The sequence below is a fragment of the Polynucleobacter sp. HIN8 genome, from assembly GCF_030297615.1.
Classification (GTDB): domain Bacteria; phylum Pseudomonadota; class Gammaproteobacteria; order Burkholderiales; family Burkholderiaceae; genus Polynucleobacter.
Genome location: NZ_AP028139.1, coordinates 1,862,264 through 1,881,221, shown reverse-complemented (window position 1 = coordinate 1,881,221; position 18,958 = coordinate 1,862,264). Strand labels below are relative to the sequence as shown.

The 18,958-nt window shown below is 46.0% G+C and carries 24 protein-coding genes; 17 read left to right on the top strand and 7 right to left on the bottom strand.

All coding sequences use genetic code 11. The features are described 5' to 3' along the window. Positions 1 to 2: 2 nt before the first annotated feature. Positions 3 to 1,757: a phosphoenolpyruvate--protein phosphotransferase gene (ptsP, locus tag QUE65_RS09810; RefSeq protein ID WP_286280926.1), complete on the top strand. Its 1,755-nt coding sequence runs from the start codon at positions 3 to 5 to the stop codon at positions 1,755 to 1,757. Here ptsP and QUE65_RS09805 read toward each other — a convergent pair. The 3 genes from QUE65_RS09805 to gpmA are packed head-to-tail and all read right to left on the bottom strand — an operon-like array spanning position 1,754 to position 4,657. Beyond that, complete coding sequence (locus QUE65_RS09805) at positions 1,754 to 2,509, bottom strand: HesA/MoeB/ThiF family protein (RefSeq protein ID WP_286280925.1); 756 nt, start codon at positions 2,507 to 2,509, stop codon at positions 1,754 to 1,756. The two genes, ptsP and QUE65_RS09805, sit on opposite strands and share 4 nt — an antisense overlap. Before the next feature lie 11 nt (positions 2,510 to 2,520). Further along, on the bottom strand, positions 2,521 to 3,957 hold the full coding sequence (locus tag QUE65_RS09800; RefSeq protein WP_286280923.1) for a S41 family peptidase: 1,437 nt from the start codon (positions 3,955 to 3,957) through the stop codon (positions 2,521 to 2,523). 4 nt (positions 3,958 to 3,961) lie between these two features. Continuing rightward, positions 3,962 to 4,657 carry a 2,3-diphosphoglycerate-dependent phosphoglycerate mutase gene (gene gpmA, locus QUE65_RS09795; protein WP_286280922.1) on the bottom strand — a complete coding sequence of 232 codons (696 nt, stop codon included), beginning with the start codon at positions 4,655 to 4,657 and terminating at the stop codon, positions 3,962 to 3,964. A gap of 22 nt (positions 4,658 to 4,679) precedes the next feature. On the opposite strand from gpmA, the gene QUE65_RS09790 reads away from it, so the two are divergent. The 4 genes from QUE65_RS09790 to QUE65_RS09775 are packed head-to-tail and all read left to right on the top strand — an operon-like array spanning position 4,680 to position 6,914. Next, positions 4,680 to 5,096, top strand: a complete 417-nt coding sequence (locus tag QUE65_RS09790; protein ID WP_215370446.1) for a rhodanese-like domain-containing protein — start codon at positions 4,680 to 4,682, stop codon at positions 5,094 to 5,096. A 10-nt stretch (positions 5,097 to 5,106) separates the two neighbouring features. Then, positions 5,107 to 5,361, top strand: coding sequence for a glutaredoxin 3 (grxC, locus tag QUE65_RS09785; protein WP_215370443.1), 255 nt, complete (start codon positions 5,107 to 5,109; stop codon positions 5,359 to 5,361). A gap of 27 nt (positions 5,362 to 5,388) precedes the next feature. Further along, the gene (secB, locus tag QUE65_RS09780; protein WP_286280921.1) at positions 5,389 to 5,904 is read left to right on the top strand and encodes a protein-export chaperone SecB; all 516 of its coding nucleotides are present in this window, start codon (positions 5,389 to 5,391) and stop codon (positions 5,902 to 5,904) included. Continuing rightward, positions 5,904 to 6,914, top strand: coding sequence for an NAD(P)H-dependent glycerol-3-phosphate dehydrogenase (locus tag QUE65_RS09775; RefSeq protein ID WP_286280920.1), 1,011 nt, complete (start codon positions 5,904 to 5,906; stop codon positions 6,912 to 6,914). The genes secB and QUE65_RS09775 overlap by 1 nt, the downstream gene beginning before the upstream one ends. Here QUE65_RS09775 and QUE65_RS09770 read toward each other — a convergent pair. Together QUE65_RS09770 and QUE65_RS09765 are read right to left on the bottom strand one after the other, a co-directional pair. Next, complete coding sequence (locus QUE65_RS09770) at positions 6,911 to 7,381, bottom strand: tRNA (cytidine(34)-2'-O)-methyltransferase (RefSeq protein WP_286280919.1); 471 nt, start codon at positions 7,379 to 7,381, stop codon at positions 6,911 to 6,913. The genes QUE65_RS09775 and QUE65_RS09770 overlap by 4 nt on opposite strands. Before the next feature lie 18 nt (positions 7,382 to 7,399). After that, positions 7,400 to 8,125, bottom strand: coding sequence for a ComF family protein (locus QUE65_RS09765; protein ID WP_286280918.1), 726 nt, complete (start codon positions 8,123 to 8,125; stop codon positions 7,400 to 7,402). 24 nt (positions 8,126 to 8,149) lie between these two features. On the opposite strand from QUE65_RS09765, the gene QUE65_RS09760 reads away from it, so the two are divergent. From QUE65_RS09760 to QUE65_RS09730, 7 genes are all read left to right on the top strand, one after another. Continuing rightward, positions 8,150 to 8,911, top strand: a complete 762-nt coding sequence (locus tag QUE65_RS09760; RefSeq protein WP_286280916.1) for a methyltransferase domain-containing protein — start codon at positions 8,150 to 8,152, stop codon at positions 8,909 to 8,911. Between the two features lie 267 nt (positions 8,912 to 9,178). Beyond that, entirely contained in the window at positions 9,179 to 10,252 is a 1,074-nt protein-coding gene (gene coxB, locus QUE65_RS09755) for a cytochrome c oxidase subunit II (protein ID WP_286282518.1), read from the top strand. 40 nt (positions 10,253 to 10,292) lie between these two features. Beyond that, the gene (gene ctaD / locus QUE65_RS09750) at positions 10,293 to 11,885 is read left to right on the top strand and encodes a cytochrome c oxidase subunit I (protein ID WP_286280915.1); all 1,593 of its coding nucleotides are present in this window, start codon (positions 10,293 to 10,295) and stop codon (positions 11,883 to 11,885) included. An 11-nt stretch (positions 11,886 to 11,896) separates the two neighbouring features. Then, positions 11,897 to 12,010 carry a cytochrome oxidase small assembly protein gene (locus tag QUE65_RS09745; protein ID WP_286280914.1) on the top strand — a complete coding sequence of 38 codons (114 nt, stop codon included), beginning with the start codon at positions 11,897 to 11,899 and terminating at the stop codon, positions 12,008 to 12,010. Positions 12,011 to 12,014: 4 nt separating this feature from the next. Then, entirely contained in the window at positions 12,015 to 12,611 is a 597-nt protein-coding gene (locus QUE65_RS09740) for a cytochrome c oxidase assembly protein (protein WP_215370416.1), read from the top strand. Continuing rightward, positions 12,608 to 12,802, top strand: coding sequence for a DUF2970 domain-containing protein (locus QUE65_RS09735; protein ID WP_251371854.1), 195 nt, complete (start codon positions 12,608 to 12,610; stop codon positions 12,800 to 12,802). Before QUE65_RS09740 ends, QUE65_RS09735 begins: the two co-directional genes overlap by 4 nt. Before the next feature lie 21 nt (positions 12,803 to 12,823). Beyond that, positions 12,824 to 13,678 (top strand): cytochrome c oxidase subunit 3, encoded by an 855-nt coding sequence (locus tag QUE65_RS09730; RefSeq protein WP_286280913.1) that lies wholly within the window; start codon positions 12,824 to 12,826, stop codon positions 13,676 to 13,678. Positions 13,679 to 13,710: 32 nt separating this feature from the next. On the opposite strand, the gene QUE65_RS09725 is transcribed toward QUE65_RS09730, so the two are convergent. After that, positions 13,711 to 13,920, bottom strand: a complete 210-nt coding sequence (locus tag QUE65_RS09725; RefSeq protein ID WP_215370411.1) for a twin transmembrane helix small protein — start codon at positions 13,918 to 13,920, stop codon at positions 13,711 to 13,713. Between the two features lie 15 nt (positions 13,921 to 13,935). Between QUE65_RS09725 and QUE65_RS09720 the strand changes: the two genes are divergently transcribed. Genes QUE65_RS09720 through QUE65_RS09700 form a run of 5 tightly spaced genes read left to right on the top strand, consistent with a single transcriptional unit; the run spans position 13,936 to position 17,951 of the window. Next, positions 13,936 to 14,703: an SURF1 family protein gene (locus tag QUE65_RS09720; protein ID WP_286280912.1), complete on the top strand. Its 768-nt coding sequence runs from the start codon at positions 13,936 to 13,938 to the stop codon at positions 14,701 to 14,703. 13 nt (positions 14,704 to 14,716) lie between these two features. Further along, the gene (locus tag QUE65_RS09715; protein ID WP_286280911.1) at positions 14,717 to 15,370 is read left to right on the top strand and encodes a hypothetical protein; all 654 of its coding nucleotides are present in this window, start codon (positions 14,717 to 14,719) and stop codon (positions 15,368 to 15,370) included. Beyond that, a complete protein-coding gene (locus tag QUE65_RS09710) occupies positions 15,367 to 16,491 on the top strand; it encodes a COX15/CtaA family protein (RefSeq protein ID WP_286280910.1) in 1,125 nt (374 codons plus the stop codon). Before QUE65_RS09715 ends, QUE65_RS09710 begins: the two co-directional genes overlap by 4 nt. A 26-nt stretch (positions 16,492 to 16,517) precedes the next feature. After that, positions 16,518 to 17,375 carry a heme o synthase gene (gene cyoE / locus QUE65_RS09705; RefSeq protein ID WP_215372703.1) on the top strand — a complete coding sequence of 286 codons (858 nt, stop codon included), beginning with the start codon at positions 16,518 to 16,520 and terminating at the stop codon, positions 17,373 to 17,375. A gap of 3 nt (positions 17,376 to 17,378) precedes the next feature. Next, a complete protein-coding gene (locus QUE65_RS09700) occupies positions 17,379 to 17,951 on the top strand; it encodes an SCO family protein (RefSeq protein ID WP_286280908.1) in 573 nt (190 codons plus the stop codon). Between the two features lie 3 nt (positions 17,952 to 17,954). Here the strand turns inward: QUE65_RS09700 and rpoH are convergent, their stop codons facing one another. Further along, complete coding sequence (rpoH, locus tag QUE65_RS09695; RefSeq protein ID WP_286280906.1) at positions 17,955 to 18,845, bottom strand: RNA polymerase sigma factor RpoH; 891 nt, start codon at positions 18,843 to 18,845, stop codon at positions 17,955 to 17,957. Positions 18,846 to 18,958: the final 113 nt, after the last annotated feature.

Below are 18,958 nucleotides of genomic sequence, written 5' to 3'. Positions count from 1 at the left end.
TTATGACCTTTGCTCTTCATGGGATTGCTGTTTCCAAAGGTATTGCCATTGGTAAGGCAGTATTAATTTCGAGAGCAGCCCTTGAAGTTAGTCATTATTTAATTGAGCCCGGGACTGAAGAGGCGGAAGCTAAAAAATTACTCGAAGCATTTGATTGCGTCCGCCAAGAGCTCAATACTCTGAAAGCGGCTTTGCATAAAGATGCTCCACAGGAGATGGCAGCATTTTTAGATGTTCATCAACTAATCCTATCGGATCCCACCTTAGCCGAAAAGCCTTTAGCCCTAATTCGGGAAAAACGGCTAAACGCTGCTTGGGCGTTGACGACGGAGCTCAATGATTTGCTTGAGCAATTTGCTGAAATGGATGATCCGTATTTAAAGGAACGTGGCAACGATATTCGGCAGGTCGCCGAGCGTGTTTTGAAGGCGTTACAGTCAAATAACCGTCAGACTGTCATTGGTGGTGAGGGTCTGATTACCGGACACTTTGATGATGACGCGATCGTGGTGGCGCATGATATTGCACCTCATGACATGTTGCGTTTTAAAGAGAACGCATTAGGTGGATTTGTGACTGATTTAGGTGGCAAGACTTCACATACCGCCATTGTGGCTCGCAGCCTAGAAATACCTGCAGTTGTTGGTATTCGGCACGCGAGCGATATGATTGAGCACGGCGATTGGATTGTGATTGATGGCGACCGCGGGATTGTGGTAGTTGCTCCAGACGAAATGCTCTTAAGTCAATATCGGGGCCTTCAGGCTGAGCAACGCATCGAGTCAGAAAAGCTACAGGAGCTCAAGTACAGCCCAACCCGCACTAAAGATGGTGTTGAGATCGAGTTATTTGCCAATATTGAATTACCAGAGGATGCAAAGCATGCCCTAGATTTGGGGGCAGTCGGTATTGGCCTATTTCGGTCTGAGTTCTTGTTTATGAACCAAGAACATGGTCTTCCAGATGAAGAGAAGCAATATCAGGAATACACGCGTGCCGTTGAGGCAATGTTTGGCTTACCAGTGAATATTCGTACGATTGACATTGGTTCCGATAAAGCGGTAGCGGGAACAGAGACTGGAACTACTGGAACCTCCCCGCTCGGATTGCGGGCCATACGTTGGTCTTTATCTGAGCCTGAGATTTTTTTAACCCAATTGCGCGCAATCTTGCGTGCATCGGCTCATGGTCAGGTTCGACTGTTATTGCCGATGTTAGCTCATGCTCAAGAGATTCATGAAAGTTTGCGACTCATTGATAAGGCAAAGCAGCAATTGCAAGAGCGGGGTCAGGCATTTAATCCAGATATTCAGGTGGGGGCAATGATTGAAATACCTGCAGCTGCCTTAATGATGCCGCTTTTTGTAAAACACTTTGATTACCTTTCAATTGGTACGAACGATCTGATCCAGTACACCTTGGCAATTGATCGCGCCGATCACGCTGTAGCTCATTTGTATGACCCATTAAATCCAGCGGTGCTGAACTTAATTGCGGGGATTATCCGTGAAGCAAATCGAGCTAATGTACCCATTGCAGTATGCGGTGAGATGGCTGGCGACCCTGCTTTGACAAAGCTATTGCTGGCGATGGGCCTGACCGATTTCTCAATGCACTTTAGTCAGCTTTTACTGGTTAAGCGTGAGATTATGCAAGCCGATACTCGCAAGTTAAAGATGCATATTCATGAGCTATTAGCGGCTTACGAGCCAGTTGAGCAAGGCGTTCTATTGAATCGTCTCAACTCAATTCATTAAGGTTTGCCTGATCCGCATGCCGGACAGGCATGATGGCGTGCGAGATTAATTTCATCTACCTGGGTCGTTCGGGCATTCCAGATCAACAAACGTCCCAGTAATGGTTCTCCAAAACCAATAATTACTTGCAGAGTTTGCGCCGCCGCAATAGTTCCAATAATGCCCACCAAAGGTGCAAATACTCCCATGCTGGCACAGTTGGTTTCAACATAATTTGGGTCTGGTGGAAAGACGCAGGCATAGCACGGTGAGCTCGAATTACGAAGATCAAATACGCTCACTTGACCATCAAAGCGTAATGCAGCTCCAGAGACTAATACTTTTTTATGGTTTACACACACCCGATTAATTAAATGTCGGGTTAGAAAGTTATCGGTGCAGTCAACGACTACATCAACATTTTGGATGAGCTCTTCAAGTAAAGGTTCATCAATCTTCTTTTCAAGTGCTTGAACCTGACAGGTGGGATTTAGGTTTTTCAGAAAACGCTTACCTGATGCCACTTTACTCATGCCAATACTATCCATTTGATGCATGATCTGTCGCTGAAGATTGGTGAGATCAACATGATCATGGTCAATCAGAGTAATTTTTCCAATCCCAGCTGCGGCTAGATAGGGCGCGCACGCACAGCCTAAACCACCAGCACCTATAACGAGAACATGAGAATTTAACAGCCGTTCTTGGCCAGTAATATCAATTTCATCGAGCAGTAGGTGGCGCGAATAGCGAAGAAGCTGCTCGTCATTCATGAGCAAATAAATTACTCGAGTTTAGAAGCCGAGCGTTTGACCGTTTGACCGTTTAGGAAGGCAATCGCTTGTTGCAACATGAAGTCATCATTACTGCCAAACTCAGGTGGACGACGATTTTTTTCTTTCTCACGCTCTTCAGGAGTCTTCTTCGCGTTACGCTCTTCAATGAGCTGCAATTCTTGGAGGCGACGCTTCTCACGATCTTTGATTAAAGCCTCTTCAGACGATTGTTTGTTGCGTAAGTGCTTCTCACTGTCAATTTCTCGGGTAATCAATACATCTTCGGGGTCACCGTCTTTATTCTGATCAACTGGGATATCGGGTTTAATCCCAAATGCTTGAATTGAGCGACCATTGGGAGTGTAGTAATAAGCAGTAGTGATTTTGAGTGCTGAGTCGCTACTGAGTGGGCGAACGGTTTGAACCGATCCCTTACCAAAAGTAGTTTTTCCAAGAATGGTGGCCCGCTTGTAATCTTGTAAAGCACCCGCAACGATCTCAGAAGCGGATGCCGAGTATGCATTGACGAGTACTACCATTGGAATTTTCTTAAAGAGAGGCGGAACCTCATCAAGGGGATCATTTGATTCGTTCAATTTATACATCGCAGGAACCGCATTAAATACCTGCCGTGAGTCAGGGGCCTGACCTTTGGTCGACACAATCACAGCACCTGGAGGCAAGAAAGCAGCCGCTACCCCAACCGCACCTTGGAGGAGGCCGCCACCGTTATTGCGTAAATCCAATACCAGGCCTTTTAAGTTCGGATCTTTAGCGGCAAGCTCTGCTAATTTTTTTGCAAGATCGGGAATGGTACGTTCTTGAAAGCTAGTGATCCGGATCCATGCAATATTGTTATCGACAACTTTTGCTCGAATCGATTGCACTTTAATTTCAGCACGTGTGATGGTGACCGGAAAAGTACGCTCTTCACTTTTTCTGAAAATCGTTAAAGTAATTTTGGTGCCTGGTGTACCGCGCATGGTACGAACGGCTTTATCAAGTGACATACCGCGCACCGGTTTATCGTCAAGACGGGTAATCAGATCGCCGGCTTGAAGACCAGCTTTAGCGGCCGGTGACCCCTCGATGGGATTAAGAACTTTAACTAAACCATCCTCAGAGGTGATCTCAATACCTAGGCCAGCGAATTTACCAGCGGTTTGTTCTTGCATTTCGGCAAAGTCTTTTTTGTCGAGATAGGCAGAGTGCGGATCAAGACTACTGACCATTCCCTTGACGGCATCGGTGAGCAGCTGCTTGTCATCAATGGGCTCCACATACTCACGCTTAATTTGCCCAAAAACATTTGAGAGCGTGCGCAATTCATCGAGCGGCAGAGTGCTTGTACCCTGCTGGGCGGTTGCAGAGAACTGGATAGTTGCCGCAATTCCGGCAATTAAACCAATACTAATTAGGACGATATTTCTAAATAACTGACGCATTTAGCTATTTTGCCTGTAAATAGAAATGTTGTATTGGGCGAAGTTCGTCATCCAGTTCATAAACGAGGGGATTGCCGTTGGGCACGTTGACTTCCATGATTGCCTCATCGGATGCCTGATCTATATGCTTTATCAGGGCGCGGATGCTGTTGCCATGGGCAACTAAGATAACGCGTTTTCCAAGTTTTAGAGCTGGGGCGATCGACTCATTCCATAGAGGTAGAACCCGACTCACCGTGTCTTTAAGGCACTCACCGAGGGGAATATCCTCGTGCTTTAGCTTGGTATAGCGGGGATCCTTGGCCAGCTCAGAGCGCTGCTCAGGGCTTAGCGGCGGCGGGGCGATTGCATAAGAACGTCGCCAGATATGCACCTGTTCGTCCCCAAATTTTGCTGCAGTTTCTGCCTTATTAAGTCCAGTTAATGCACCATAGTGACGTTCATTTAATCGCCAGCTGTGGACCACGGGCACCCACATCAAATCCATTGCGTCTTGGATATTCCAGAGGGTCCGGATGGCACGTTTCAAAACCGAGGTGTAAGCAATATCAAAGTCATAGCCAGCGGCCTTTAATAGTTGACCAGCTTGCTGGGATTGCTCAACACCGGTTGGGGTGAGATCAATATCGGCCCATCCAGTAAACCGATTTTCAAGATTCCAGGCGGATTGTCCGTGACGGACTAGGATGAGTTGTTTCATAGATGCATTCTATAATCTGACAATGGACTTCTTAGCTCAAACTGACAACCTCGTATTGGCCGCCTTAATCATCATTTCGGGCACCGCTTTATTCATGCCAACATTATCAACCCTAATTAGTGGCAAGGGCTTAACGCCCACCGATGCCACCATTTGGATTAACCGTCGCAAAGCCAGTGTGATCGATTTGCGAGCCGAGGAGGATTTTAAATTAGGTCATTTACCAAATGCCAAAAATATCGCCCTGGAGAGTTTGGGCTCTAGTCTGAAAACAATGAAAATTGATCAAAAGTATCCCGTTGTGGTGATCGGACGGGGTCCGGCTCATTCTCAGAAAGCAGCCAAAGAACTGCGCAATCTTGGCTATACCGAAGTGGGTGTTTTAGATGGCGGTATTGGCGCTTGGCAAACTTCTGGATTGCCACTTGTTAAATCGTAATGGGGAAGCCATGCCAGACGTTTTGATGTATAGCACTCGTGTTTGTCCGTACTGTGTCATGGCAGAAAAACTTTTGCAAAAGAAGGGTGTTCAGAATTTGCAAAAGATTTTGATTGATGTTGATCCGGCGAGGCGAGAAGAGATGATGTCACGCACGGGTCGTCGAACTGTTCCACAAATTTATATTGGCGATCGTCATATTGGCGGTTACGATGATCTGGCAGCATTGGATCGTGCAGGCGGTCTTGATCCGCTTTTAGCCTAAACGTTTCTAATACGAAAGAGGGTTTTTATGAGTGATGCTGCAACGAATTCAGCAACGGGTTCAAACGATCCTTCGTTTGTTATTCAACGAGTGTATTTAAAAGACTTATCGCTCGAGCAGCCCAATGCCCCCGGTATTTTGTTGGTTGCTAGCGAACCACAAATTCAGGTGGAGTTGGATATTGCGGTGGATCGTTTAAGTGATGAGTTATTTGAGGTTGCTCTTTTGAGCACCGTTACTGCGCGTGTCGAGGGCAAGGTCATGTTTTTGGTCGAAGCGAAACAAGCTGGTATTTTCGAGTTCAAAAATATTCCACCCGAGCAAATTGATCCAATGCTTGGCATCACTTGCCCAACAATCATCTTTCCTTATTTGCGTTCGAACGTTGCTGACATCATTAGTCGTGCTGGTTTTCAGCCCATTCATCTCGCTGACATTAACTTTCATGGCATGTATGAGCACCGCTTGGCTCAGGCTCAAGCAGCTCAAGGCGCCCAAGCTGGCAATGGTGACGCAGAGAGTAAGATTATTTTGCCTAACTAATGAATATCTCGGTTCTAGGAGCAGGAGCATGGGGTACAGCCATTGCTATATCCGCTGCTAGTCACCATTCGGTTTGTTTATGGGCGCGTAACCCAAATGCAGCTGAAGTCATGCGTCGGGATCATGAAAATAAGCAGTATTTACCGGCCGTTACTCTACCCAATTCATTAGCAATCGAATCAGATTTTGAGAGGGCCGTTGGCCGCTTAGGATCTGATGACTTGTTAGTCATAGCCACGCCAATGGCTGGTTTAGCAAGTACGGTAGCCGATGTATTTAAATTGGCGCAACACCCTTTTAATGTTTTGTGGCTTTGCAAAGGTCTCGAGCCCGAAACTTCACTCCTGCCGCATCAAGTTGTTCAGCGCGAACAAGAACGGTATGCCACTCATGCGCATGCAGTTGGTGTGTTATCGGGCCCTAGCTTTGCGCGCGAAGTTGGTGAAGGCTTGCCTTGTGCCCTGACAGTAGCTAGCGCCACCTTTGAATTTGGTCAGCAAGTACAAACTGCGTTTCATCATGGAAATATTCGAGTCTATGCAAGTGACGATCTGATTGGCGTTGAGCTTGGTGGCGCAGTGAAAAATGTGTTGGCGATCGCCGCCGGAATTAGCGATGGTCTGGGATTAGGCATGAATGCTCGCGCCGCATTATTGACGCGAGGCTTGGCAGAAATGATGCGCTTAGTGAAAGCCGTTGGTGGAAAAAGTGAAACCTGCATGGGCCTTACTGGATTGGGTGATCTCATCCTGACCGCAACCGGTGATTTATCGCGTAACCGCCGGGTGGGTCTATCGCTTGCTGCTGGTGAGTCTTTAGATCGAGTGTTGGCTGCCCTTGGTCATGTGGCTGAGGGCGTCTTGTGCGCTCAAGCCGTGAGTGATTTGGCTAAAAAACATCACGCTGAAATGCCAATTTGTACAACGGTTAGTCAGGTGTTGAATGGTCAGTTAAGTCCTGAGGCGGCCGTTCGGGCCCTAATGGGTCGCGAGCCTAAATCGGAAAATTAAGTACCACCCTGGAATTGGTGCTGGCGCCACGCTTCATAAACAACGATCGCCACTGAGTTTGAGAGATTTAAGCTGCGACTGTTGGCCAGCATTGCAAGTCGTAGGTGATTTTCACGTGGAATGCTAGCGCGTACCTGATCACTGATTCCTTTGGTCTCCGATCCGAATACAAAGTAATCGTTTGGATGAAATTCCGCATGAAGTAGAGAGCGCTGACCTTTGGTTGTGAGAGCAAATACGCGCTTAAGATCAGCCTTGGTGATTGCCAAAAAATCTGACCAGTTTTCATAGAGCTTGAGACTGGCAAACTCGTGGTAGTCCAAACCCGCCCTCTTTAATTTGGCGTGTTCAAGAGGAAAACCAAGCGGTTTGATTAAATGCAATTGCGCACCGGTATTGGCGCATAAACGGATGATATTTCCTGTATTGGGCGGAATTTCGGGTTCAAATAAAACAACATTAAACATAGCAGCATCATATTGCACCTAAGCCCTCCAAGGTGGCGTCCGAAACATAGTCCATGCCGTTACTCGTTTTGCTCCGGATTGCTTGAGAGTGGTTGCGAGTGAGTGAATGGTCGAGCCGGTGGTCAACACATCATCAACAATCAAAATATGCCGGTTCCTGATGACAGTTACTGCGTCCGCCTTTAAGATAAAACGTTCTTGCATGGACGCCGTTCGATTGGCGCGGCTAAGACTCGCCTGTGCGGCATTCGCCCTTTGGCAGATCACTAAGTTTGGAGCTCGTTTGACAGAGTTTGGGAGATCAAGTTGTTTAGCGATTTCCCAGGCTTGATTAAACCCCCGTGCCGCTAATTTTGCTTGGCTAAGGGGCACTGGAATCAAAACATCTGCATCGCAGGAGTTGAGAGCATTTTGATGAAATGTATTCCACAACAGAGCAAACCCAGAAGCGCATGCTAATCTTTTTTGGTACTTCAGAAGATGAAGTGGGTGGCGCAATGGTTCTTGATAAAGGTCGAGATAAACCACGCGATCAAATGCCGGCCTCTCCTTTTCACATTGGGTGCAGATTGATTGATGCGGTTTAATTGGTAAAGCACAAACCGCGCATGATGGACCAATTTGCGAGCGATTTATAGCAATTCGCTTGCGGCATGCGTGACAAACAATTTTCGCTTGTGGGTTTTCGCACACCATGCACAGTGTGGGTATTAGATATTGGGTTACTGTACTAATCCAACGCATTGGGGCGCTGAGTATACTGATTCGATGACCACTTCTCTTTCATGGCTTCGTGCAGAAATTCAAGAGCGGATACTCAATAAGTTAGAGCCCATCAAGTTATCTCCAAAACGAATCCTGCTTGAACCCGATTTTTCAGGCTTAAATCGCAGGGCATTTATTAGGCGTTTTCCTGGTGCGCAGGTTGACAGCATTGCCGATTCTCAAATTCAGGGAGCCACGCCATTCCGAATCAAACTTCAACAGGCACTTAGCCGAATCTTGCCGAACTCTGGCCGGTTATTGGATCAGGGGATTCCAGCCGACGCATCCTATGACTTGATCCTTAGTAATTTATCGTTGCAAAGTCGCAGCAATCCAGGAGCCTGGTTAGCAAATTGTCATCAACACCTGACTGAAGGCGGTCTTATTTCATTTGCCTATTTAGGCCCCGATACGGGTAAGGAACTTCGGAATGCCAATTTAGAGGCTGGGCACTTACAAGCCCTACCGGGCGCCCTTGATATGCACGATATTGGGGATGCCTTAGTTCAAAACCGCTATTCAGACCCGGTCATGGATATGGAATACCTTTATTTGGAGTACGAGACCGAACAGGCCCTTTACAAGGATGGTTTGGCCCTTGGGCTCATTTCTCCAGATGCACAACTTGATCGGCTGTGCGCACCCAGCCCCCTAAAACTGACACTGGAAATCGTTTATGGGCATGCCTGGGTTTTAGCTAAAAATCGCAGTAGCGGAGATACTAAAACGGCATATATTCGCGTAGACGCAATTAAACGTAAATAGTTGCGGAGCTCTTTTATAAGTAAGTACTTACATTTAATTATCTACATATAGGGTTTGCACCAAAGGAAATCACAAAATGACTTCTGTCAAGCAAATCATCCTATAATTCAGTGTCTAATTATTGATTAGTGGGTGGAAAAGTGGCCGTGGTTTACTGGGTACGCTCCACTTAAATTTGAGAAAAAAATGAATATTCGTAAATTGCTGACAAAAATTTGGTTTGTCCTAGGTTTTGGAATTTGGAGCGTTACTGTTGCAGCGCAAGATATGCCTGGTGGCCCCAAAGTTAATCAACTGAACTTTCCTGCACCGGCTACCAAGATCATGGAAGAAATTCATTGGTTGCATTGGTTCATGATGATCATTTGCTTGTTGATTTTTATCGGCGTTTTCTCGGTGATGTTCTACTCCATTTACAAACATCGCAAATCAAAGGGCGCGCAGCCCGCATCATTTCATGAGAGCACTTCGGTTGAAATTATTTGGACCGTGATCCCGCTGTTAATCGTGATTGGTATGGCCCTTCCTGCTACCAAAACCGTCGTGGCAATGAAGGACACAACCAATGCCGACATCACCATTAAAACCACTGGGTATCAGTGGAAGTGGGGCTATGACTACATTAAAGGTGAAGGCGAAGGCATCAGCTTTCTTTCCACCCTGTCTACTTCACGCGAAGCAATCAATAATCTTGCCCCAAAGAGCCCAACCTATTTGATGGAAGTTGATCAAGAAATGGTTGTGCCCGTGAATAAAAAGATTCGTTTAATTACCACAGCAAATGATGTCATCCATGCGTGGACCGTACCCGCCTTTGGCGTAAAGCAAGACGCAATCCCTGGTTTTGTACGAGACACGTGGTTTCGTGCTGAAAAAATTGGCACCTTCCGTGGACAATGTTCAGAGCTTTGTGGCGCTCAGCACGCTTTCATGCCGATCGTTGTTAGGGTGGTTTCTGATGAGGACTACACCAAATGGGTTGCAGAAAAGAAAAAAGAAATGGCTGCAAACGCGGATGATCCTAGCAAGGTCTATACCTTGGCAGAGCAAATGGATCGTGGTGCGAAGGTATACGCTACCAATTGCGCTGCTTGCCATCAACCCAACGGTAAGGGCGCCGGCGCCTTCCCCGCATTGGATGGCAGCAAAGTTGCGCTTGGTCCAAAGGCAGGTAACTTCACAATTTTGATTAACGGTAAGGGCGCCATGCCCAAATGGGGCGGTGTTTTATCCGATGGTGACCTGGCAGCCGTAATGACCTATTACCGTAACGCATGGGGTAACAAGACAGGTGAAGTAGTACAAACTCAAGAGTTTGCAGCTGTTCGTGCTGGAAAATAATTGAACTTATATAACGAATTGAATTAAACCGGAGCAAATCATGAGCACCATATCCACAACCCACGATCACGCACACGATCACGCACACGATCATCCGCACGGATGGCGCCGCTGGTTATTCGCAACCAATCACAAAGACATCGGCACGATGTATTTGATTTTTGCATTCGTGAGCCTCTTGGCTGGTGGCGTCATGGCGCTTGGTATACGTTTGGAGCTTTTTCAGCCCGGGTTGCAGTATTTGCGCCCAGAATTTTTTAATCAGTTAACCACCATGCATGGCCTAGTGATGGTATTCGGTGCCATCATGCCGGCTTTCGTCGGCTTTGCAAACTGGATGATTCCTTTGCAAATTGGCGCATCGGATATGGCTTTCGCACGGATGAACAACTTTAGTTTCTGGATTTTGCCGGTTGCTGCCTTGTTGTTGTTTGGCTCATTCTTAGTGCCAGGCGGTGCGCCGTCGGGTGGCTGGACCTTATATGCACCATTGACCTTGCAAATGGGGCCAGGAATGGATATGGCTATCTTCGCATTGCACCTTTTAGGCGCTTCTTCGATTATGGGTTCGATTAACATCATTGTGACCATTTTGAACATGCGCGCACCAGGCATGACGCTCATGAAAATGCCAATGTTTTGCTGGACTTGGTTGATTACTGCATATTTATTAATTGCAGTGATGCCTGTACTAGCAGGCGCAATCACCATGGTTCTAACCGACCGCCACTTTGGTACTAGCTTCTTCTCCGCAGCCGGCGGTGGCGACCCTGTGATGTACCAGCATATTTTCTGGTTCTTTGGCCACCCTGAGGTTTACATCATGATCTTGCCAGCCTTTGGCATTATCAGCGAGGTTGTTCCTGTTTTTGCTAGAAAACGCTTGTTTGGCTACGAATCAATGGTTTATGCCACATCATCCATTGCAATCTTGTCATTTATTGTTTGGGCGCATCATATGTTCACCACAGGTATGCCAGTGACTGGACAACTCTTCTTTATGTACGCCACGATGTTGATTGCCGTACCAACCGGTGTGAAGATTTTTAACTGGGTTGCAACGATGTGGAAAGGTTCAATGACCTTTGAAACCGCCATGCTATGGGCGATCGGATTCATCTTTGTATTCACAATTGGCGGCTTTACTGGACTTGTTTTAGCGATGGCCCCAATTGATATTGGCCTACAAGACACTTACTACGTGGTTGCCCACTTCCACTATGTATTGGTGGCGGGCTCACTCTTTGCAATGTTTGCAGGCTTTTATTACTGGTGTCCGAAATGGACGGGTCGTATGGCCGATGAGTTCCGTGGCAAGATTCATTTTTGGGGATCGATGTTCTTCTTTAACCTCACCTTTTTCCCGATGCACTTTTTGGGCTTAGCCGGTATGCCACGTCGGTATGCAGATTACCCAACTCAATTTGCTGACTTCAATTTAATTGCATCAATCGGTGGCTTAGGTTTTGGTTTAATGCAGGTTTATTTCTTACTGTATGTGGTGTTGCCCGCATACCGTGGTCATGGCAAGAAGGCTCCAGATAGTCCATGGGAGACAGCTAATACCTTAGAGTGGACAGTTCCATCACCTGCTCCGTTCCATACCTTTGAGCAGCCACCCAAAGTTAGTTAATGGCGCCTTACGTGATCGAGCGATCAAATCCATTGATGAGCAACCGCCGCCTAGCGGCGGTCTTGCTATCGATTGTTTTGACTTTTTTCTTGGGTATCGTGCTGAAGTATTGGTTCTTGGGTTAGTCGCATGGCACACAATCTAGGCACTCTCAATAAGCAAATCCTTCTCAAGCTTCTTTTGCTTGCCGTACTAATGTTCGGATTTGGTTATGCCTTAGTGCCTTTGTACAAAGCGCTGTGCGAGGTAACTGGTATTAATGTTGTAACCAGTAAAAATAATTATGGTGTGCGAGCTTATGGAGCAAGTAAGCCTGGTAATACCCAGGTTGATTACAGTCGAACAATCACGATTGAGTTTGACTCCAATAGCCGCGGACCATTCGCCTTTAAGCCCGTAAAGAACTTTCTTGAAGTTCATCCAGGTGAGATGCATGAGATTGTTTATGAAGTAGTCAACACCTTGGATCGGCCAGTGGCTGCTCAAGCGATTCCGAGTTATGCGCCTAAGACGGCCACTGAGTTCTTCACGAAGATCGAGTGTTTTTGTTTTCAAGAGCAAGCGCTGACTCCGCATCAAATTCGGCAAATGCCCGTGGTATTTATTGTTGATCCCAATCTTCCTAAAGACGTTAAAACAATTACGTTGTCATATACCTTTTTTGAGACTGGTATACCAAAGCCTGTTGCTGATAGCAAAGAGTCTAAGAAGAAAGCGTCATCATGAACAAGCAACCCAGCTTCGTTGGTTCAATGCGCGCAGTTTTGTGGGCATTTCTTGGAATTCGTAATAAAGCAGGATTAAAAAATGATGTTGCAAGCTTAAGTTTTGTGCACATCATCATTGCTGGTGTATTGGGCGCCGTATTATTTATGGCGATCCTTTTATTGATTGTGAATTTAGTAGTAGCCAATTAATTTTTAGTTAGAAAGAGCGCGATGTCATCAAACTCCACACCGTATTACTTTGTTCCGGCCCCCTCGAAATACCCTGTCCTCGCAAGCATTGGCCTGCTTGGATTTGGTGGCGGTATGTCGGCTTGGGTGAATGGCCTGTCATGGGGAGGACCACTGGTCTTGGCGGCCGTCATTTATGTACTGTTTGTGCTTTATGGTTGGTTTGGTACTGCAATCTCCGAGTCCAATACCGGTAAAAACGGTGTGAATGTGGATGTGTCTTATCGCTGGTCGATGAGCTGGTTCATCTTTTCTGAGATCATGTTTTTTGCAGCTTTCTTTGCTGCGCTTTTTTACGCCCGCAGTATTACCGTACCTTGGCTTAGTGACGTAGATAACAAACTTTTATGGCCTGACTTTGTGGCATCGTGGCCTACTGTTGGTCCAGCAAATCTAGTGGAAAAATTTAGCACGATTGGTCCTTGGCCGATTCCAACAATTAATACCCTGTTGCTACTAAGTTCAGGGGTAACGGTGACATGGGCGCATCATGCTTTGCGCGAGGGCAATCGTCAGCATGCCATTTATGGTTTATTTGCCACCGTTTCTTTGGGGCTTATTTTCTTGGGTTTCCAGGCCTACGAGTACATCCATGCTTATAGCGACTTAAACCTGAAGCTTACTTCTGGTATTTATGGATCAACTTTCTTTATGTTGACGGGTTTCCATGGATTCCATGTATTTTTGGGCGGCTTGATGTTGACCATTGTTTTGCGACGCATGATTCGTGGCGATTTCACTGCTGAGAATCATTTTGGTTTTGAAGGCGCCGCATGGTATTGGCACTTCGTTGACGTCGTCTGGCTAGGCCTCTACATCGTCGTTTATTGGATGTAATGGTAGTAATAAGCAGCAACTTTCGTTGCTGCTTATTGAGGTACTTTCAGGCCAGTGGACTCAATGAGTCCAAAGTAATGGGCAATCCAAATGCCAATGAATAGTGCAATCGATAAACCAATTCTGAGCATCAGCGAGTGAACCATTCTGGAACTATTGCCCTTGTCTTTCATCATGAAGTAGAGGGCTGATCCAAGACTAGCAATGATGACCAACAGAATAAAAACAATTAGCCATTTCATATTGGTAACGAACCCTTGAGTTTATTTCGAGTTCTTATTGTAGAGCGAAGAGTCGCAACGGTTGCAATGTTGGTAGTTCTGGCAATTGGCGTTTTAGCGGGTCGCTGGCAGCTTAGTCGTGCCGACCAGAAAATAATCCTTGCTAACCAAATTACGGCTATGGCAGATCGAGAGCAAATTGATCTGAATGCCAAAAATTGGACGCTTCTTGAGACTCAGTTTAGACCAGTGCGGGCCCGAGGCCGCTTTTTAGTCAATGAAGTAATTTGGCTTGATAATCGGCCGAACCCAAAACCGCAAGCAGGTCAGACCCAATCGGGTTTCTATGTGCTGATGCCATTTTTACTCGACGGTCAAGAGAAACGGATTGTCTGGGTCAATCGAGGCTGGGCTCCCAGAAACAATCAGGATCGATTGATATTGCCAAGTATTAAAACTCCAGAGGCTTCGGTAATGATTGAGGGTATTGCATTATCGGGTCCAGGAAAGGTATTAGAGCTTGGTAACCAGCCCAATAGCGAGCGCACACCTCGGATTCAGCAAAATTTAGATTTGGCTTATGAGGCAAGCCGATTCACGTATCCTCAATCTCCTTTCATCATTCGTCAAAATGACCCGGATGCGGTTGATGGATTATCACGAATTTGGCCTGTTGCAACGACGGGAGTCGATCGCCATTATGCTTATGCTTTCCAATGGTTTTCTTTGGGCGCGGCAGCGCTAGCATTTTGGTTTACAACTGGATTTATGCGATATCGCAACCAAGGTAAATCGAGTTCATAGGGGTTATGTGACGGTGAGTGATCAAGATTTATTAATTCCAGCAAGTCAGCTTGATAAAAAAGCACTGGATGCCCGAACCCGTCGCGGTCGGATTCAGATGATATTGGTTTTATTAGCATGTGCAGCCCCAGTCATCGCATCGTATTTAGCCTATTACGTTTTTAAGCCTGAAGGTGGAAAAACTAACTATGGCACTTTGGTTGTACCCCCACAGCCAATTAATCCAACTTGGTTTGAAATTCCATTCAATGGTAAGTGGACCCTCATGGTGGCAAGGCCTGCGAGTGAATGTAAAAAAGGTAACGATGCGTGCGTTGAGGTTTTGTATTTGATGCGTCAGGTTCGGTTGGCGCTAGGTAAACATAAAAATCGTTTGCAATTAGTTTGGGTTGTGAGTGATCGTGGACCTGTTGAAGTCGATATTCAGAAAGCCTACGATCAAGAGAATGCAGGGTTTTACATTATTCCTGCTCCGGATCCTAAAAAAGAAGCAGCTTGGCAAGCATGGATGAACACTCAAAATCTAGGCCAAGGAATTGCTCTAATCGATCCAAGTGGCGAGAAGATGATGGTCTTTCCAGACAAAACTAGCTCGAATGACTTTGTGAAGATCCGTAAAGATATTGAGCGTCTTCTAAAGTTAAATCGTAAGGGTGAGAAGATATGATGTCTGAAACGGCTCTGATGGTCTTGGAGCTTGCTGGAATTGCCTTCCTAATTGCTGGCTTACCATTGGCATTTCTTTATTTTAAAAAAGGAATGGGCTTATTTCAAAAGCTCAACTGGACCATCGTATTTTTGACCTTTGATCTCATTTTGTTTGGTGCGTTTACCCGCTTGAGTGATTCGGGTCTGGGATGTCCGGATTGGCCAGGTTGCTATGGTACATCCAATCCTTTTCGTGCAATTGAAGAGATACGTGCGGCGGAGGCTGCAATGCCAACGGGCCCGGTGACAGTATTTAAAGCCTGGGTTGAAATGATTCATCGCTATTTAGCGATGAGTGTTGGTTTTTTAATCATCATCCAAGTAATTGCGGCATTTAAGCAGCCAAACCCAAGACGCTCTTTAGCAATTAGGGGTAGTTTGTTTTTGCTGGTATTGGTGTGCTTGCAAGGCGCATTTGGGGCTTGGACAGTCACCCTGAAACTTCAGCCAATGATTGTGAGCATGCATCTGATTCTGGCTTTGGTGTTATTTGCCAGCATGGTGTGGTTCGCACAGCGCAATGATCTACATAATTTAAATGATTCCAAAACGATCTCAAGCCTATCTGGCGGACTTGTACTCATTGCCATCTTAGCCCTCTTTGGACAAATTTTTCTAGGAGCATGGGTTAGTACTAACTATGCCGTTTTGGCTTGTCCTGATTTCCCAACCTGTATGGGTGCTTGGTATCCCAACATGGATTGGCAAAATGCATTTTTCTTATGGCGCGACTTAGGTGAGGCTAAATCAGGTGGAATTATCCCAATGGCAGCATTGGTTACCATACATTGGACCCATCGCGTTGGTGCAATTATTGCTTCGGCAGTTTTGTTATACGTCGCTGTAAAAGCAGTTCGTTACCCAGAGTCTAAGGTTCAATTTTGGGGTAAAGCAATCATCGCATTATTGGCATTGCAAATTGCAACCGGTATATCTAATGTCGTATTTCAATGGCCATTAGTTGCCGCGCTATTGCATACCGGCGGTGCCGCAGCTATCTTATTTTGCTTAGTGCGTTTGAGTGCATGGAGTAACAGTTATTTTTTATCCGGCAAATCGTTACAACAAGGGTCTGTGTGAGCAATACTGATTTTGTCCGCCCTCCGATGCCTCGCTGGAGACAGTATTGGGTGCTAACAAAGCCAAGAGTTACTCAGCTTGCTGTGTTTTGCGCAATTATTGGTATGTTTTTGGCGACGCCGGGGATGGTTTCTTGGTCGGTCCTCATTGGCGGCTCGATTGGTATTTGGTTGCTAGCAGGCGCAGCATTTGCAGTGAACTGTTTGATTGAACAAGCGGTTGATGCCAAAATGCGCCGCACCGCATGGCGCCCTTCTGCAACCGGCGAGATTACCCCGTGGCAAATTATTATTTTCTCTTGCATCTTGGGGGCTGCGGGTATGGCAGTTTTGTGGATTTATACCAATCCACTAACGATGTGGCTTACCTTTGCAACATTTGTTGGCTACGCTGTCATTTATACCTGGTTCTTAAAGCCAGCAACACCTCAAAATATTGTGATAGGCGGGCTCTCTGGTGCCATGCCGCCGGCTTTAGGTTGGGTTGCGGTTACCAATCAACTATCAGCGGAGGCATGGTTATTGGTCTTAATTATTTTTGTGTGGACACCGCCGCATTTTTGGGCATTGGCACTGTATCGCCGTGAAGATTACGTTCAAGCAGGCTTACCAATGCTGCCAGTAACCCATGGTGAGCGTTTTACCTTACTGAATATCTTGCTCTATACGTTAATTTTATTAGCGGCATCGATTCTTCCTTATGTCTACGGAATGAGTGGCTTGTTTTATTTAATTTGTGCTCTGATACTTAGCGGTATTTTTGTGATCTATGCCATTCGTCTATACAAAGACTATAGCGACCAATTAGCCCGCAAGACATTTAAGTATTCCATTAGTTATTTGGCGCTTTTGTTTGCTGCTATCTTGATTGACCATTACTTATAGCCCATGAAAAAAATTGTTCTTTTATTTGCCGTATTTTTATTAGCTGCTTGTTCAAAGCCTAGCTTTAAGAACGTTGATATTACCGGCAGCAAATCATTTGGCTCTAATTTTGAGCTTTTGGATCCAAACGGTCAGGTGAAAACAATGGCTGATTTCAAAGGCAAAGCGGCATTGATTTTCTTTGGCTACACCCACTGCCCAGATGTTTGCCCAGCGACATTGATTGAAATGCAAGAGGTCATGAAAGCCTTAGGTCCCTTATCCGATCGGGTGCAAGTAATCTTTATTACCGTTGATCCCCAACGAGATACTGCAGAGTTAATGGCGCAATATCCCCCCGCATTTGATCCTCGATTTATAGGCTTACGCCCTGCCAATGATGAGGCTCTCGCTAAGCTCGCAAAGGATTTTAAGATGTATTACAACAAGGTTCCTGGTAGCAACTCTAAAAACTATACGATGGATCACACAGCCGGGAGTTATGTTTTTGATCCTAGCGGTAATTTACGCCTATACATTAAGCATGGGCAGGGTGCACAACCCATTGCCCATGACTTAAAGATACTGCTTCAATAAGTTTTAGTGGAGCGTGAGATTTTCGTCTTTTAGGAGGGTACGCAGCTTTTTAAAAGCTGCAACCTCAATTTGACGGACACGTTCAGCGGAGATACCATACTCCTTGGCAAGATCATGCAAAGTTTTACCACCCTGCCCCTCAGCATTAACTGCTAACCAACGGCTTTCAACGATGGCACGACTTCGCTCATCTAAGGCATGAAGTGCTTGCATCAGTTTTGGGCCTTGCAAAGAATACGTTTCATTTTGCTCAAGAACAGCAGTTGGCTCTTGACTCTCATCAGTAAGCCATTGAATGGGAGCAAAGCTTTCTTCATCATCGCTATCGCCCTCGATTGAGATATCACCCCCCGCAAGACGAATTTCCATTTCTTTTACATCGGCACCACGAACATCAAGCGCTTTTGCCAATGACTCAATTTCATCATTGCTCAAGGCATTGGCCGACAGTTTATTGCTTCGTAGGTTGAAAAAAAGCTTACGCTGAGCTTTGGTGGTTGCCACCTTGACTAAGCGCCAGTTTTTTAAGATGTACTCATGGATTTCTGCTTTGATCCAATGAATTGCGTAAGAAACGAGTCGCACCCCTTGATTGGGATCATAGCGCTTAACCGCTTTCATTAGACCAATGTTACCTTCCTGGATGAGGTCGGCATGTGGAATACCATAACCAAGGTATTGGCGAGCAACTGATGCCACAAGTCGTAAGTGCGATAAAACCAACTGACGTGCAGCATCTAAATTTTCAGAGCGGCGATATTCTTGCGCCAAGGTATATTCCTGGGCAGCACTTAACATCGGCAAGCGGTTAATGTGTGCTAAGTACGCATCAATCGTGCCGACCCCAAGAGCAGGTAGTGCCGGCATTGCAAGTGCGATGCTAGAGGTACCCATTTTTTGTGTATTCGTCATAGTTTTCAAAGTCATCATTGAATTGATTAATTTGAGTTTAGATTGCTACATTTTAGCACTCATGTCAATAGAGTGCTAATTACGATAATAAACTA

Coding starts and splice junctions, on each gene's coding strand:
- ptsP (WP_286280926.1), top strand. CDS start 3: ATGACCTTTGCTCTTCATGGGATTGCTGTTTCCAAAGGTATTGCCATT.
- QUE65_RS09805 (WP_286280925.1), bottom strand. CDS start 2,509: ATGAATGACGAGCAGCTTCTTCGCTATTCGCGCCACCTACTGCTCGAT.
- QUE65_RS09800 (WP_286280923.1), bottom strand. CDS start 3,957: ATGCGTCAGTTATTTAGAAATATCGTCCTAATTAGTATTGGTTTAATT.
- gpmA (WP_286280922.1), bottom strand. CDS start 4,657: ATGAAACAACTCATCCTAGTCCGTCACGGACAATCCGCCTGGAATCTT.
- QUE65_RS09790 (WP_215370446.1), top strand. CDS start 4,680: ATGGACTTCTTAGCTCAAACTGACAACCTCGTATTGGCCGCCTTAATC.
- grxC (WP_215370443.1), top strand. CDS start 5,107: ATGCCAGACGTTTTGATGTATAGCACTCGTGTTTGTCCGTACTGTGTC.
- secB (WP_286280921.1), top strand. CDS start 5,389: ATGAGTGATGCTGCAACGAATTCAGCAACGGGTTCAAACGATCCTTCG.
- QUE65_RS09775 (WP_286280920.1), top strand. CDS start 5,904: ATGAATATCTCGGTTCTAGGAGCAGGAGCATGGGGTACAGCCATTGCT.
- QUE65_RS09770 (WP_286280919.1), bottom strand. CDS start 7,381: ATGTTTAATGTTGTTTTATTTGAACCCGAAATTCCGCCCAATACAGGA.
- QUE65_RS09765 (WP_286280918.1), bottom strand. CDS start 8,125: ATGCGTTGGATTAGTACAGTAACCCAATATCTAATACCCACACTGTGC.
- QUE65_RS09760 (WP_286280916.1), top strand. CDS start 8,150: ATGACCACTTCTCTTTCATGGCTTCGTGCAGAAATTCAAGAGCGGATA.
- coxB (WP_286282518.1), top strand. CDS start 9,179: ATGCCTGGTGGCCCCAAAGTTAATCAACTGAACTTTCCTGCACCGGCT.
- ctaD (WP_286280915.1), top strand. CDS start 10,293: ATGAGCACCATATCCACAACCCACGATCACGCACACGATCACGCACAC.
- QUE65_RS09740 (WP_215370416.1), top strand. CDS start 12,015: ATGGCACACAATCTAGGCACTCTCAATAAGCAAATCCTTCTCAAGCTT.
- QUE65_RS09735 (WP_251371854.1), top strand. CDS start 12,608: ATGAACAAGCAACCCAGCTTCGTTGGTTCAATGCGCGCAGTTTTGTGG.
- QUE65_RS09730 (WP_286280913.1), top strand. CDS start 12,824: ATGTCATCAAACTCCACACCGTATTACTTTGTTCCGGCCCCCTCGAAA.
- QUE65_RS09725 (WP_215370411.1), bottom strand. CDS start 13,920: ATGAAATGGCTAATTGTTTTTATTCTGTTGGTCATCATTGCTAGTCTT.
- QUE65_RS09710 (WP_286280910.1), top strand. CDS start 15,367: ATGATGTCTGAAACGGCTCTGATGGTCTTGGAGCTTGCTGGAATTGCC.
- cyoE (WP_215372703.1), top strand. CDS start 16,518: ATGCCTCGCTGGAGACAGTATTGGGTGCTAACAAAGCCAAGAGTTACT.
- QUE65_RS09700 (WP_286280908.1), top strand. CDS start 17,379: ATGAAAAAAATTGTTCTTTTATTTGCCGTATTTTTATTAGCTGCTTGT.
- rpoH (WP_286280906.1), bottom strand. CDS start 18,845: ATGGGTACCTCTAGCATCGCACTTGCAATGCCGGCACTACCTGCTCTT.